Consider the following 14,657-nt stretch of genomic DNA (forward strand, 5'->3'; position numbering starts at 1 on the left):
ATTTGACAATATTATAATTAATCATGTAAACGCTTTCAACTATTTTTTTATTTTTGGTCAAAAAAAAGCGTGTGGAGTAATCCACACGCAGGTTGATGATCATAAAGGGCTGGTCCCGATTTCCGTCTCCGCGTCTCTTCCCAGCTTCACAAACCGATTCCAGATCATCTTCCCATCCATCCTCCGTCTACAACTAACACATGACCATTTACATAATTGGACGCAGCAGAAGCTAAAAAGAGGGCTGCACCGACCAAATCATCCGGCTTTCCCCATCTACCGGCAGGAATCCGGCTCAGAATTTGTTCGTTTCGCTCTTCATTTTTCCGCAAGGCTTCCGTGTTATTGGTAGCAATATATCCAGGTGCAATGGCATTGACTTGCACCCCTAACGGCGCCCATTCGTTGGCCAGCGCCTTTGTCAACCCCGCCACGGCATGTTTGCTCGCTGTATAGGAGGGAACCGTAATGCCTCCTTGAAACGATAACAGCGAGGCAATATTGATAATTTTGCCCGCACCACGGCGCAACATCGGCTGTGCCAGCAGTTGTGTCAATAGGAACAGTGAATTTAGATTGGTATCGATCACTTCCTGCCAATCCTCGTACTGGAACTTTGCCGCCGGAGAACGGCGGATGATACCGGCATTATTTACCAGGATATCGATATCGGCACCGGCAAGTTGATTCTCACAAGCGACTTTCACTCCTGCTGGATCGGACAAATCGATCAGGATCGTCCGGCAGGAACGGCCGGTGGCGGCAATCCGCTCTTCCGTTTCTTGCATATTGTCACGATGGCCGTGCAAAATCAGATCAGCCCCCGCTTGTGCCAACCCGACCGCAATCGCTTGCCCGATCCCTGTGCGCGCACCAGTCACCAACGCGGTCTTCCCTTCTAGCGAAAACCAGTCGACACTTCCCACAGACGCACTCCTCCTTTATCACGTTGATAACCTTCACTCCTCCCAAGACAATCAAGGCATGTGGTTCCCAGGAGAAGGGGATTACCACTATCAAAACGATCAGATGTCAAATTTGTTGATACCTCTATTCTCGGATAGCGGAGGAGAAATGGTTAAGCCTCCAAGCACGAAAGAAGCTGGAGTGTTTTGCTAGGCTCCGGAATGAAGTGGAGGTTATTTTAGGTCCTCCATCGCAACGGCATCCATATCTTTAAAGGTATAATTCTCCCCGCCCATCGCCCAGATAAAGGTGTAAGGGCTGGTACCCGCTCCGCTGTGAATGGACCAGCTCGGTGAGATAACCGCTTGTTCGTTTTTCACTACCAGGTGACGGGTTTCCTGCGGTTCTCCCATCAGATGGAACACGCGTGCCTGTTCATCCATATCAAAATAAAGATATACCTCCATCCGGCGGTCATGTAGATGGGGAGGCATCGTATTCCAAATGTTGTTGGGCTTTAGCAGAGTCATCCCCATCATCAACTGACAACTTTGCACTCCGTCAGCGTGGATATATTGGTAGATGGTTCGTTCGTTAGATGATTCCAATGAACCGAGATGAACGGGATTGGCTTCTGCCAATGCGATTTTGGCGGTTGGATATGATTGGTGTGCCAAAGTGGAGACAAAATACACCTTTGCCGGTTGCGACGGGTCTTGACTGCGAAGGCTCACTTCGCGGGCGCCTTTGCCAACATATAGCCCGTCTTTGTGTTGCAACAGATGCTCTTCTCCATCTATGGTGATGACTGTCGGCCCGCCAATGGCGATAAAGCCCACCTCGCGCCGCTCCAGAAAATAATCCGTCCGCAATTCAGCGGGAACTTCTAATGCCAGTGTTTCTTTTACTGGAACAGCTCCCCCCACGATTACGCGATCATGGTGTGTGTAAACCAGTTTGATTTGATCCGGTTGAAATAGGTCCTCAATCAAATATTCCTGACGCAGTCGCTCCGTCGTATACTGTTTTGCCTCAACTGGATTGGTTGCATGGCGAATTTCCATCATTTCATCCCCTTTCGCTTAATCGTAGCTAATACCTGTCCATTGATTGGTCAGGAGGAAGGATTACGGAGTCAATGATTCTCCCAATTTGGCGCCTAAGCATGACGGAGGCATGCTTCCACTTCGACACAAGCGAGTACAAACGCCCCCACACCGTGCAGATCATTTTCACATTTAGAGCGGTTGACATAGTGTTTATAATCGCCTACACCTGTTCCAATGCAGATGTTGGGCAGTACAAATGTTTCTGTATCATGGGAATCTATTTGTTGCAGTAACCCTTGAAACCCTTTCTCTACCACCGATCGATAACGGGCATCGATATAACCTTGGGTAATCGCTTTGGCAATGGTGTAGACAAAAAGGGAACTGCATGAAGTCTCCAACCAGTTGTCAGGGTGATCTCCCTTGTCTACCACTTGATACCATAATCCAGATTCCTTATCTTGAAAACGAATCAATCCCTGTATCAGATCCGTCAGCGCTTTAAGCAGTTCGGGACGACCCGGTGCGTCATCCGGCAGCTCAGCGAGAAAGTCAACGACAACCATCCCATACCATCCAATCGCCCTGCCCCAAAATTCAGGGGAGCGTCCGGTTTCCGGATCTGACCAAGGCATCTGCCGACTTTCATCCCATGCATGGTATAACAGTCCTGTCTTCTCATCCTTGGTATATTTGGTCATCAAACGAAACTGGTGAAGCACGTCCTCCCAGATCTCCGGTTTTCCTACCATCCGGCCATATTGAAGCGAAAATAGTCCCCCCATATATAAACCATCTAGCCACATTTGGTAGGGATACTTGTCTTTATGCCAATAGCCGCCTTCACGCGTACGGTTAAACGTGGGAAACAAGTGATACAACCGTTCCGCCGCTGATCGGTATTTTGACTCCTTCGTCACCTCAAACAACTGAAGTAACAGCAGTCCCGCCTGAATCGAATCTAATTCTCCTTTGGCACATACCAGATTCCCTTGGTCATCCACCAGATGATCGACATACGCCTTCATGTACTCCCAATGTTCGGTCTTTGCTGTCTTCTCCCACAACCGGTTCATCCCATGCAAAAACACACCCTGATGGTAATGCCAGCGATTGGCGGGTGGGAGCTGTGCAGGCGTATAGGTTGCGATCATAGCATCACATGCCGTCTCAGCCCATACCATCGGGGAAGCTTTTTTTAACAGCATTTTTTCCATCCTTTCCACCACTCTGTTTTCCGTCTGTTGTCCAAAGTAGGGATGGGCGGAGGAAGCCCCTACTTATGCATCCCACATCGTAAGGAGTGTGGAATCTTAAAGCGTGGGTTCCCCCACCTCCTGCAACAGGCGTTGAACAGCCGTTTCCACACCTACTTCCAGTAGATCCCCCAGATGGCGGGCAATCTGCTCCTCCAGCCCGGGGATACGGGAAAGATCCCTACCCCAACATGCTTCATCGGCAAGAATTTGGTGTGCCAATTTTCGCAACGATCCCTCCGCCTCTCCACAATCGTTCCATGCTTTCTCCAAGAAGCGGACAATCCCAGGCTCATCCCGTACGCCTCCTATCGTATCCCGGGAAGCAGGGCGATAAAAAAACAGAAGTGTCGCTAAGGAGAAAACAACAATGGAGGGGAGATTCCCTTTTTTCACCTGTGCCAACACGGTGGGCAGCACCCGCGCCCGGTATTTGGAGACGGCGTTTAAAGCGATATCCGTCAACAAATGCCGGTTGTAAGGGTTTTCAAATCGTTCTAACACCGATTTAGCAAAAAGCTCCAATGAGCGGGCATCCCCGTCCAGAGTGGGGATGATCTCTTGAAACAAAGCATGATGGACCAGCCGGCGCAGACGTGCGTCCTGCATCACCTCACCCACTGTCCGTTTTCCACATAGGAGACCGATGGAGAACAACAGAGTGTGAGCGCCGTTGAGCAGACGTACTTTTCGCTCTCGATGCTGATGTACATCTCCCCAATGGACGTTTAATCCTGCTCGATGTAGTGGGAGCGCTTCCTGTGTCTCTTCGTCAGCATCGATACACAAGAGATGGTATGGTTCGCCCACGGTAAGCAAGCGATCCTCGTACCCCAATCGCTGTGCAAACGCTTCCGCTTCCGCCGCCGGATAACCGGTCACAATCCGGTCGACCAAAGTATCACAAAACCGATTATACTTATCTACCCACTGACGAAAAGCGTGGGGCAACTGCCAATCATCCGCTTTGCGCTGAACGATCGCTTTTAACACTTGCCCGTTGTTGTCCACCAATTCACAAGGCATAATCGTCCAACCGGCACTCGGGTCACCTTGAAACTTCCGATAACGGTGGTACAACAACACGGTTAATTTTCCAGGAAAGGAGAGCGGAGCCCGCTCAAGAGAAAATTCTTCTTCCGCATAAGTAATGCCTGCCTCGGTCGTGTTAGAAAAAACAAATTGGATCTGTCTGTTCTCCGCCGTTTGCAAAACCGCTTCCCAATCTTCATATGGATTGATCCCCCGCTTGATCACCGAAACAATCTCGGCGTCATCCACCTGCTTCCCATCCTGGATGCCCCGCAGCACGACTGTGTATAACCCATCCTGTGCATTCAGCTTGGGAACCACTTTGCCATGGGGAGTTGGTTGGATCGCAACCACCGATCCCTGAAACAGACCCGCACCATTCATACGATAAATCATCCAATCGATAAATCCCCGTAAAAAGTTACCTTCGCCAAATTGAAGAATCCGTTCGGGAGGGCGAATCAGTGACTCCCCCCGGTGTTGGCGTACTCGCTCTTCAGTTAGTGGCTTCATCACCGTCAACCTCCTTCCATCTTTACGGGCGTCTTGGCCGCCCACACGGCCCTCGTTCCTTTCAACTAGTCCCCTCGGGAGTGGATTCCCGCCTTCGCTCCATGCACTCACCAGTACAAGTCTCGCCTTGGTCGCTTCGCTTCCGGGTCTCGCTTTGCGTGGCCAGAGTCGCACAGAAGGAAATCCATCCCTCCCTAAATACCAATCAAAGATACTGGATGGGGCACTAGCAGATCAGCCTCCTTATTCCTTCCTGATCAGCCAGCGATGATCGGGATCATCGTAGGGGCGCAAATCGCGACCGGAGCCTCCTGCCAAAAACCAGAGATAATATAAGCGATATCCACCGGCAGCGGCGACCGGATGGTAACCGTGATCAATCGCAAAGCTATCCCCATGCCGAACGGTATAAGCATCATCGATACCGTCATCCTTGACATAATGCATTTGCACACCAAATCCCTGCTGCGGATGCACCTGATAATGATAGATCTCTTCCAAATCCGGCTCCTCCGGCGCATGTTCTCCGTCGTGTTTATGTGGGGGAAAGCTGGACCATTGTCCCGGTTCATTGAAGGTTTCCCCGATCACAATCCGTTGCACGCGATTTTCACCGTTTGCCACAATAATATCGTGGACTTCCCGGTGCCAGTTGTTTTCACCGCGTCGGTTAACGACGACCTCCTCCGGCTTCACTACAAACGGTTGAAACTTCTCGTCCGCTTTTGCTCGGCAAATCGCAATCTCCACCTCTGACTCAGCGTAAACAGCAAAGGTTGAACGGCACGGAATGTAGACAGCTGTCGCCTTTCCGTCAAATACATCCTTTCTGCCACCCAGATGCGACCATTCATTATTTTCCGAAGATATAGAGGCTACCCCTGATAGAATGACCAAAACGACTTCCCAACCCTCCGTTTCCGCTTGATATCGCTCACCTTGTGAAAGTTTCAATTTGGACAGCTCCAAATAATCTAAGCCGGACTCTTTCCTAAGTAAAATTTCCTGATGTCCGCGCTGTTCTACCGCTCTAACCAGCTTTGCCAACTGACTCATCCTTTCCAAAAGGATTTAACAACGTTGTTAATAACCAATATAGCGTATATCTCGCTCGGGATCAATCGACTTTTCTTCAGAGAAAATGTGGATTTTTCCATCTCCATTTTGAGTGTGCTATAATCATAGTGCCATTATCGTGCTAATTACTAAATAACAACGTTATTTACTAATCATAATGAAGGGAGGGAACAGGAGGCGGGCATCTTTTCATGCCGGCAGGCAGTGAGATTCCTGCTCGCATTTCTGTGAGCGACTGTGGGTGTGACAATCAAAGATATCGCCAAAGTTGCCGGGGTCAGCTACTCCACGGTTTCTAAAGCACTGCGAAATAGTCCCCTCGTCAAGGAACAGACCAAGCGAAAAATATTGCTCGTTGCAAATCAATTGGGATATCAACCCAATATCGCCGCCAAAAGTTTGGTATCAAAAAAAAGTAACGCCATCGGGGTTGTGTGGCCCACAGTGGAAAGGGCCGCTTTATCCGCATTAGCCACCAAGATTAACGCCGAGTTGGAAAAACACCAGTACCATATGCTCCTTTCCATCAATCCGGTCGATACGGCGATCACGGTTTTCAACCGTTATCTGGTAGACGCCATTCTCGTATTTAACGAAGAGGGAACTTCTACTGTCATTGAATCAAAAATTCCCATCCTATATTATGGGGAGCCTGGTCCGTCCCCTTATTCCACTTTTAACGTCAACCGGCGGCAAGCGATTGAAAAAGCGGTGGAATATCTCTACCAGTTGGGACATCGCCATATTGCCTATATTGGTGACCTCTCCAAACAAAATCGGAACCAACAAGAAAAATTAAAAGGATTTATGAGCGGCAGCAAAGCGTCAGGATTGGCCCCCACCTGTGCAATCCCCATCGACACCGCTGGACTGGGGTCACAGGAAGGGTACCGTGCTGCCAAACAACTGCTTCAATCTCAAACTCCAACCGCCATAATCGGAGGAAGTCACGATATCACCGTCGGGGTGTTGCGGGCGCTCAAAGAGGCAAAGATGGAGATTCCAGCTGACATTTCCCTTATCGGTTACGACAATATCCCACAAGCGACAAATGTGGAAATCCCGTTGACGACGGTGGGGACTCCCCTCGACAAAATTGCGGAGCAGATCACACAATCACTAATCAAGCTGATCCGGGAGGAGACGATCGATTCCCCTCTATTGGATTCGGAGCTAATTATTCGCAATTCCTGTGCCCCTCCACCCTCTTGAGTTGTATAGAGGGGAGGGGTTTTACGTTTGCGCCCTGTACAGCTTCCGCTAAGTGGGACAGCCTGAACCGGTTTGATTAGCCTGCTGCACCAACGGGAAAAAGAAGAAGGAAACCACTTGACCCTTGGCGAAAGGCCATATGCGTAGTCCCGTGAAAAAAGGAGCGATCACGATGAAAGATTGGATGAAAAAAGGGATGGCGGCTGGATTGGGGCTGGCTGTCATCAGCAAAGAACGGATTGAAAAAACGGTTCAGGAGCTGGTGAAAAAAGGGGAAATGACCCCCAAAGCTTCCCGTGAACTGCTGGATCAACTAATTGCCCGCGGGGAACAGGAACAACAGGCACTGGAAGATACCATTCAAACACAGGTACAAAAAACGCTCCATGATTGGAATGTCGCCACCCAGGATGATATCCATCGCTTAGAGCGGCGCATTCAAATGCTAGAAAACGAATTGGCCACGCTCCAGCAAATCGATGAAATTCAAGCCGCACGCAAGGATCGGGAAGACGGCAAACCTGACGTCTAACCCGTAAAGGAGTGGTACCGTGTTCGGTCAAACGATTCGCAACATCAGCCGTTATCGCGAGATTGTCTCCACTCTCGCCCGCCACGGTTTTGGGTTTTTATTGGAAGACCTCAACCTCTTTCAAAAACTCTCCCTGCCCCGAGAACAGACGGATCAAACCCCGCCTCCGGCACCGACCGGTCGGCATGTGCGCCAGGCCCTGGAAGAGCTGGGGCCTACTTTTATCAAACTGGGACAAGTAGCCAGTACCCGTTCCGATCTGTTGCCGGAAACAGTGATCCGGGAATTAGAAAAGCTACACGACGAAGTAAAGCCGCATCCCTTTGCCACCATTCAAACCGTGTTAAAAGAAGAATTGGGGGATTGGAGGCGCCATTTTGCCCAAATCGACGAAAAACCCCTTGCCGCCGCCTCGATCGGTCAAGTGCATCGGGCGGTTTTACATAACGGTGAGTTCGTTGCGGTCAAGATTCAGCGGCCCGGTATTGAATCGATCGTGGAAACGGATCTTCATATTTTGAGGGATCTGGCTACGATGGCAGAACATCGACTCGATTGGGCTGAACAATATCAAGTCGGCAGTGTGGTAGATGAGTTGGTACGGACGGTCCGCCAGGAGATGGATTATACCAAGGAAGCCCGCTACTCGGAAAAAATACGTCAACAACTGAGCAAATCCGACCCGATTCAAGTGCCTCGCGTCTATTGGGAGCTAACCACAAGGCGGATTTTAACCACCCAGTTTGTTGACGGAATAAAAATGAGCCACTTGGATGAACTGGACCGAAACGGACTCAATCGCAGTTTGTTGGCGGAGCGGCTGGTACAAGCCCTTTTCCGCCAAGTACTGGTGGACGGTTTATTTCATGGCGATCCACACCCCGGCAACTTATTCGCTCTTCCAGGCGAGCGAATCGTCTTTATCGATTTTGGTATGGTGGGGCGCCTTTCCCCACAGATGCGCCATCATTTTGGCTCTTTGGTTATCGCCATGATGCAGCGCAGTACCGACGGCGTGGTCAAAGCGATCTTAAAGATGGGAGTCGTTCCTGACGATGTCGATCGGGAAGAGCTATGGCTGGATGTGGATGAACTGGCGGAAAAATATGTGGACGTTCCTCTCGCCGATGTCCGTCTGGGTGAAGCGATCAACGATCTGTTTGAAGTCGCTTTCCGCCATCGTATCCGCATCCCTTCCGACCTAACCTTACTGGGAAAAACCATGATCAGCTTGGAAGGGATCGTCAAAAAATTGGATCCATCCATCAACATCACCAAAGTTACACAGCCTTTTGGTGAGATGCTCTTACGGGAACGCTACAATCCCAAGCGGCTGGCGGAACAAACCTGGAGAAACGCTTTTGACTACGGAGAATCCCTGTTGCAACTGCCGCGCCAGTTGCACGATCTGGCGGAAATGCTGAAAAAAGGCCGGATTCAAGTAGACGTAGGCGTTCCCCGTCTCAACGTTTTTCTGCGCAAGCTGGATCAGATTGTAAACCGCCTCTCCTACAGCATTGTGCTGCTCTCGTTTAGCATTATCATGTGCGGCTTGATCATCGGCTCCTCTCTAACCCGGCAGCAGACGATTCTATGGAAAGTGCCCGCCATTGAAATCGGTTTTATTATCGCGATCTTTATGCTCTTTTGGTTGATCTGGAGCATTTTTCGTTCAGGGCGACTATAGCTTGCCTTTTTCATCGAAAGTGATTACACTCACCCCCATCATTTACCTTTCAAAAAAATAGGGTTCCACATATAATAATGATATCAATTTAAGGAAAAACACCACGATTCAGACCATCTTTTTATTTCAATTGTATTCAATTTGCGATACGCTAATAGCGACGAAATTTGTCGAAACTTTTTTGGAAAAATGGCCGTTTGAAGGAGGGGAAGAATTGACAGATAAACAATTGCAGCAACAAGTTGTAAAATTGAAAGAGTTGGTAAATGAGGGGATTGTTCGGTTTGAGAAGCCTTCTGTCTTTTCCGAGGCACTGGAAAATGTCCGTTTTGATGAAAACGGCAAGGTTGATCCCGCATCCGTGGACAAACATGTCCGCGCCCTCCTCACTGTCGTAGAGATGGCATAATAACATCGTGCGTATAAGCGTATAGCGCCAGTTCTCTTTCGGCCTTTGGTGGCCTTTTCTATTTGGTTTTATACACCAAATCCGCAGGAGGGAATCAATGCCCACAACAGTTGTCCGCTGGTTGAAACCGATGTTGCTGGTCTTGTGCCTGCTGTTGCTCAGCGGGTGTGTAGATGCCGACATGCATGTGACGATCAATTGGGATGGTTCTGGCACTTATCAATTAAAAGTTTTGAGTAACCCTCTCCTAGCTGAGCAATTGACCTCATACAAGGAATCACTTGAACGGAAAGGCTACGAGGTGGAGTCGATCGAAGAGGGAGAGCAAATCGGATGGGTAGCAAGCCGTTCTGTGGAGAATGTGGCTGAAGATCCCCCTGGTGAAGACCTACTGGAGGAGCTGACTCCAGAGGGGAAAACCGCCAGCTCCCTTCCCTTTCCCATATTGGGAGAGGAAAATATCGGCCCGTTGCAAGTAGACTCCGGTCTGTTTATAACCCATATCCGCTTTCAACGCGAGGTCGACTTAACTACATTGGTAGGCGACGATCCTCTGCAACAAGCATTTGCCAAAGAGATGAACCTAACCCTGCGGTTAACCCTGCCGCTGGAGCCAGACGAGCACAATGCCAATGAGGTATCGGATGACGGCAAAACGCTGGCATGGGATCTAAAACCGGGTGAAGTGCAGACGGTAGAGGTTAATTGGGATATTCCCAACCCCTACACCTTGGTTCTTATCGTGTTGCTGATCGGATTGCTGATCGGTCTGTTACTAATTGTGTTAATGGTACGTTGGATCAGACGCCGGAGGCGACGAAGGGCATGATCCGCTACTCCCTCTCTACCATTTTGGGATAAAACCAAGTCTGTTGATGATACAAAAATCTTCCCCGGAAGTCCTAAAGCGGGATAACCAACGGGCTTGAGATAAAACAAAATCTGGAAACTGGATGCCGAAGTGGGGTATGACTTATCGATCAATCTCGAGTAGAACGCGTCAAACAGAAAAAAAAGAAAAAATGGTGGCTCCGCATTCTTGCCGTGTTCATGTCCGTCTGCCTGCTGGTGTCCGGTTATTTTATCTATCTCATATGGGACGCGGCAAGTGAATCCTTCGATCAAATGAAACGGGATAAGTCGGCTAAACGGGATGGAGTAGTAAATACAGACGAACCCTTTTCCGTCCTCATCTTGGGTACCGACGTCAAGGTGGAGTCCAATCAGCCTTGGCGCTCGGATGTCATCATGGTAGCTACGTTTAATCCAAACGATCATTCCATGAAAATGTTGAGTATTCCCAGGGATACCTATACGGAGATCCCTAACTCCAACGGGGTAAAGACAAAGATCAACGCCGCACCGGTTTATGGACAAAAAGCAAACGCAGGAGCGGTAACCAACTCGGCGATCGCAGTGGAGGAACTACTCAATATCCCCATCGACTACTACGTCAAAGTTAATTTCACCGGTTTTATGGAAGTGGTGGACGCACTTGGCGGGATTGAAGTAAATGTCCCCTTCACCTTTACGACACGTCTTTTTAATCAGTATAAAACCTATGAAGAAGGGCCTGCCCATTTAAACGGTGAAGAGGCTTTAGGCTATGTCCGGATGCGAAAGCAGGACCCCCGCGGGGATGCGGGTCGCAACGACCGCCAACGCGAAGTCTTACAAAGCCTGATGAACCAGGCTCTCAGCATAACATCCATCACCAAAGTAGACGATATTATGCAATCAGTGGGAAACAATATTACCCACAATTTTAAGATGAATCAAATCATGGATTTGCAAAAAATATACCGTGAATCCAAAGACGACTCCGAATCGATCAAGATGGAAGGATATGACGACAAAAACAACCCTGAAGGCGTTTGGTATCATTACATCAGTGATGAAGAGCGGTTGCGGGTCAGCAATCTTTTGCGCAAACATCTGGAATTACCTTTGGAAACTTTGGACGGTCAACCGTATGATCCGGAACAGGCCCCTACCGATGAGACGGAGGAAAATACCGAGGGTCAACCGGAACCGACCAACCCCGAACAATCGCCAGACGGTTCAGGCATACCGGACTCAAACACTCCATAGGAGACGTCACCATCGAGCGGATATTGATCAACCTAATACCCCACAGCCCCTTTTTCGCCTTCCGATGAGAAAGGGGCTGTGGGTTTGTTATGCTTGTAGATGAGATCATTCGGATCGGGACAAACCAGGGTATGTCCGGCCATTTGAGTTTAAAAATCGAAGGAGTCCAGTACATTGTTCAAACTAAAATAAGCTGAGCTGAATAGAGTCTCCCTCATCTTTTTTAGCCATGGCGGACCCAACTCTGTCACCATCATTTACGATCGGGATCTCTGTTGAAAACCCCGCCGCTTCGATCTGACAACGGATACGATGAAGTAAGGGTTTACGAAAGGATTCCGGTGCATGCGCGCCTTCATATAGGCGAGCCAATCGGGCCACTTCCAACGGATAGTGTGACTGCAGCTGACGAAAAAACCAGCTTTTTACCTCTGGCTTTAATCGCAAGAGAGAAGGCGACAAGAAACGAGCCTCCACAGCCTGTGCTTCCTGAATTACATTCTCCACCGTCTGCTCTTCATCCGTCAGATAAGGAATAATGGGAGCCAAAAACAGCCCCGCGCATAGCCCGGCCTCCACCAATCGTGCCACTGTCCGTAACCGCTGCTGCGGATGAGGAGAAGAAGGCTCTGTGCACTTCCACACACCCTCATCCAAAGTGCTGATGCTGATGTTGATGGAGTGAATTTCCATTTCCCGCAAAAGATCGAGGTCGCGCAAAATCAAAGGCGAGCGGGTGGTAATGCTGCAAGGCACTTTATATTTTCGCAGCACCTCTAAGATCGAGCGAGTGACACCCAGCTTTCCTTCTAGCTGCTGATAGGGGTCAGTTGCTGTTCCTAAACTAATCCCGCCACCTGTCCACTTCCCTCTCTTCAGTTCCGCTTCCAACACGTCGGCAGCGTCACGTTTGACAACGATATTATTGCGAAAACTGTCATCGGCCCCATATCCCAGCCAAGAATGGGTCCCGCGGGCATAACAAAAGTGACACCCATGCCCACAACCTCTGTATGGATTGATCGACCATTGAAAGGGCATCCCTTCGACACGGTTAAGAATCGATTTTGGTTTTTTTGGAAACCAGCGTGCTGGCAGCTCTCCATTCAACAGAATCACCATCCATCGAACATATGTTTTAATCATACCACGCTTGCAACTTTGGAGCAAATCAACCTCTTTGAGGCGCTGACAAACTTATCTCCGAACTGATAGGGTGTTATTCGTGTGCGCTCCCTGCACTTCAAAGCACAAGTCTCGCCTCGGGTACTTCGTTCCCGGGTCTCGCTTTGCACTCCAAAGCACAAGTCTCGCCTCGGTTACTTCGTTCCCGGGTCTCGCTTTGCACGACAACTCTCTCGTCTATTTTCCTTTATTTTTACAGTTAAATGATTGCACTTTTTTAAATCCCTCTTGAAACCGTCCGAAACTTTGCTACAATGGGAACAATATATTTTACTTGGGGAAAGGAGATGGAGGAGTGAAACCACGCACATTGTTTGAAAAAGTGTGGGACCGCCATGTGATTGAGCAGCAGGAGGGCAAACCGGCCATTCTGTATATCGACCTTCATTTGATTCATGAGGTGACCTCTCCACAAGCATTTGAGGGATTACGTCTGGCAGGACGAAAAGTACGCCGTCCTGATCTTACGATTGCAACCATGGATCACAATGTTCCTACTACCGACCGTTCACTACCGATTACCGACGGCACTTCCGCTAAGCAGATGGACACGCTGGCTAAAAATTGCCACGAGTTTGGAATTTCCCTGTTTGATCTACATCACCCCGATCAAGGCATCGTTCATGTGATCGGCCCTGAGCAAGGAGTGACACTGCCCGGCAAGACAATCGTCTGTGGAGACAGTCATACCTCCACACACGGTGCCTTTGGCGCACTTGCTTTTGGGATCGGCACCAGTGAAGTGGAACATGTTTTGGCCACGCAATGTCTGCAACAATTGAAACCGCAGACGATGGAGGTACATGTTAAGGGCAAACTGGCCCCAGGCGTGACCGCCAAGGATTTGATTTTGTCTGTAATCGCCAAAATCGGCACTGATGGCGCTACCGGCACTGTGATTGAATACACCGGAGAAGCCATCCGTAATCTGTCGATGGAAGAGCGGATGACCGTCTGCAATATGTCGATTGAGGCAGGTGCTCGTGCCGGTATGATCGCTCCCGACGAGACCACCTTCTCCTATCTGCGGGGACGCCCACACGCTCCCAAAGGGGATGATTTTGAACGTGCCGTAGTGGATTGGAAAAGCCTGCAAACCGATGAAGGAGCCGTCTATGATCGCCGGGTAGAGTTAGATGCTGCATCGATCGCCCCTCAAGTTACCTGGGGAACAAGCCCCGGCATGGGCACAGACATTACCCAATCTGTTCCCGATCCCGATTCTTTCCCCACTGAAACTGAACGTCAATCTGCTCGCAACGCGCTGGAATACATGGGCTTAACCCCTGGCACACCGATCTCGAAAATCCGCTTGGATCGCGTTTTTATCGGCTCCTGTACCAACTCCCGCATGGAGGACTTGCGCACAGCCGCCAAAGTGGTAAAAAACAAACGCGTTTCCCCCCATGTCCATGCCATGGTTGTACCCGGATCACAACAGGTGAAAAAGCAGGCGGAAGCAGAAGGCTTACATGAAATCTTTATCGAAGCCGGATTTGAATGGCGCGAATCCGGTTGCAGTATGTGTCTGGCCATGAACGCCGACATCTTGTCAGAGGGAGAGCGCTGCGCCTCTACCTCTAACCGCAACTTTGAAGGTCGACAAGGTCGCGGTGGCCGCACACACCTCGTCAGTCCGGCGATGGCCGCAGCAGCTGCAATCGAGGGACGGTTTACCGATATCCGTCAATGGGACTATCAAGACTAA

13 protein-coding genes are annotated in these 14,657 nt (G+C 49.7%); 7 read left to right on the plus strand and 6 right to left on the minus strand.

Features of this window, described 5'->3' with window-relative positions; translation table 11 throughout:
- Nucleotides 1-164: 164 nt before the first annotated feature.
- The 5 genes from kduD to iolB form a co-directional block, all read right to left on the minus strand.
- Entirely contained in the window at nucleotides 165-926 is a 762-nt protein-coding gene (gene kduD, locus C8J48_RS12825; RefSeq protein WP_107727426.1) for a 2-dehydro-3-deoxy-D-gluconate 5-dehydrogenase KduD, read from the minus strand.
- Nucleotides 927-1,139: 213 nt separating this feature from the next.
- A complete protein-coding gene (gene kduI / locus C8J48_RS12830; RefSeq protein ID WP_107727428.1) occupies nucleotides 1,140-1,970 on the minus strand; it encodes a 5-dehydro-4-deoxy-D-glucuronate isomerase in 831 nt (276 codons plus the stop codon).
- 95 nt (nucleotides 1,971-2,065) lie between these two features.
- Nucleotides 2,066-3,163, minus strand: a complete 1,098-nt coding sequence (locus C8J48_RS12835) for a glycoside hydrolase family 88/105 protein (RefSeq protein ID WP_425430462.1) — start codon at nucleotides 3,161-3,163, stop codon at nucleotides 2,066-2,068.
- A 105-nt stretch (nucleotides 3,164-3,268) separates the two neighbouring features.
- On the minus strand, nucleotides 3,269-4,756 hold the full coding sequence (locus tag C8J48_RS12840; protein ID WP_107727431.1) for a tagaturonate reductase: 1,488 nt from the start codon (nucleotides 4,754-4,756) through the stop codon (nucleotides 3,269-3,271).
- A gap of 243 nt (nucleotides 4,757-4,999) precedes the next feature.
- On the minus strand, nucleotides 5,000-5,803 hold the full coding sequence (iolB, locus tag C8J48_RS12845; RefSeq protein ID WP_245891146.1) for a 5-deoxy-glucuronate isomerase: 804 nt from the start codon (nucleotides 5,801-5,803) through the stop codon (nucleotides 5,000-5,002).
- 273 nt (nucleotides 5,804-6,076) lie between these two features.
- Here iolB and C8J48_RS12850 point away from each other — a divergent pair, with 273 nt between their 5' ends.
- The 6 genes from C8J48_RS12850 to C8J48_RS12875 all read left to right on the plus strand — a co-directional run bounded on the left by C8J48_RS12850 (nucleotide 6,077) and on the right by C8J48_RS12875 (nucleotide 11,764).
- Nucleotides 6,077-7,045 carry a LacI family DNA-binding transcriptional regulator gene (locus C8J48_RS12850; RefSeq protein WP_245891147.1) on the plus strand — a complete coding sequence of 323 codons (969 nt, stop codon included), beginning with the start codon at nucleotides 6,077-6,079 and terminating at the stop codon, nucleotides 7,043-7,045.
- Nucleotides 7,046-7,217: 172 nt separating this feature from the next.
- Nucleotides 7,218-7,577: a phasin family protein gene (locus tag C8J48_RS12855; protein WP_107727434.1), complete on the plus strand. Its 360-nt coding sequence runs from the start codon at nucleotides 7,218-7,220 to the stop codon at nucleotides 7,575-7,577.
- A gap of 19 nt (nucleotides 7,578-7,596) precedes the next feature.
- Nucleotides 7,597-9,264 carry an ABC1 kinase family protein gene (locus tag C8J48_RS12860; protein ID WP_107727435.1) on the plus strand — a complete coding sequence of 556 codons (1,668 nt, stop codon included), beginning with the start codon at nucleotides 7,597-7,599 and terminating at the stop codon, nucleotides 9,262-9,264.
- A gap of 214 nt (nucleotides 9,265-9,478) precedes the next feature.
- The gene (locus C8J48_RS12865) at nucleotides 9,479-9,673 is read left to right on the plus strand and encodes a hypothetical protein (RefSeq protein WP_107727436.1); all 195 of its coding nucleotides are present in this window, start codon (nucleotides 9,479-9,481) and stop codon (nucleotides 9,671-9,673) included.
- Between the two features lie 97 nt (nucleotides 9,674-9,770).
- Nucleotides 9,771-10,502 (plus strand): DUF3153 domain-containing protein, encoded by a 732-nt coding sequence (locus tag C8J48_RS12870; protein WP_107727437.1) that lies wholly within the window; start codon nucleotides 9,771-9,773, stop codon nucleotides 10,500-10,502.
- 296 nt (nucleotides 10,503-10,798) lie between these two features.
- The gene (locus C8J48_RS12875; RefSeq protein WP_245891148.1) at nucleotides 10,799-11,764 is read left to right on the plus strand and encodes an LCP family protein; all 966 of its coding nucleotides are present in this window, start codon (nucleotides 10,799-10,801) and stop codon (nucleotides 11,762-11,764) included.
- 183 nt (nucleotides 11,765-11,947) lie between these two features.
- Here C8J48_RS12875 and C8J48_RS12880 read toward each other — a convergent pair whose 3' ends face one another.
- On the minus strand, nucleotides 11,948-12,910 hold the full coding sequence (locus C8J48_RS12880) for an SPL family radical SAM protein (protein ID WP_245891149.1): 963 nt from the start codon (nucleotides 12,908-12,910) through the stop codon (nucleotides 11,948-11,950).
- A 334-nt stretch (nucleotides 12,911-13,244) separates the two neighbouring features.
- Between C8J48_RS12880 and leuC the strand changes: the two genes are divergently transcribed.
- On the plus strand, nucleotides 13,245-14,657 hold the full coding sequence (gene leuC / locus C8J48_RS12885; protein ID WP_107727439.1) for a 3-isopropylmalate dehydratase large subunit: 1,413 nt from the start codon (nucleotides 13,245-13,247) through the stop codon (nucleotides 14,655-14,657).

The sequence above is a fragment of the Desmospora activa DSM 45169 genome (assembly GCF_003046315.1).
In the GTDB taxonomy this organism is placed as follows: domain Bacteria; phylum Bacillota; class Bacilli; order Thermoactinomycetales; family DSM-45169; genus Desmospora; species Desmospora activa.

Bases quoted from the DNA above. Each gene is read 5' to 3' on its own strand.
- C8J48_RS12835 (WP_425430462.1), bottom strand. From the start codon at position 3,163: ATGCTGTTAAAAAAAGCTTCCCCGATGGTATGGGCTGAGACGGCATGT.
- C8J48_RS12840 (WP_107727431.1), bottom strand. From the start codon at position 4,756: ATGAAGCCACTAACTGAAGAGCGAGTACGCCAACACCGGGGGGAGTCA.
- C8J48_RS12880 (WP_245891149.1), bottom strand. From the start codon at position 12,910: ATGATTAAAACATATGTTCGATGGATGGTGATTCTGTTGAATGGAGAG.
- kduI (WP_107727428.1), bottom strand. From the start codon at position 1,970: ATGGAAATTCGCCATGCAACCAATCCAGTTGAGGCAAAACAGTATACG.
- C8J48_RS12875 (WP_245891148.1), top strand. From the start codon at position 10,799: ATGAAACGGGATAAGTCGGCTAAACGGGATGGAGTAGTAAATACAGAC.
- C8J48_RS12870 (WP_107727437.1), top strand. From the start codon at position 9,771: ATGCCCACAACAGTTGTCCGCTGGTTGAAACCGATGTTGCTGGTCTTG.
- C8J48_RS12855 (WP_107727434.1), top strand. From the start codon at position 7,218: ATGAAAGATTGGATGAAAAAAGGGATGGCGGCTGGATTGGGGCTGGCT.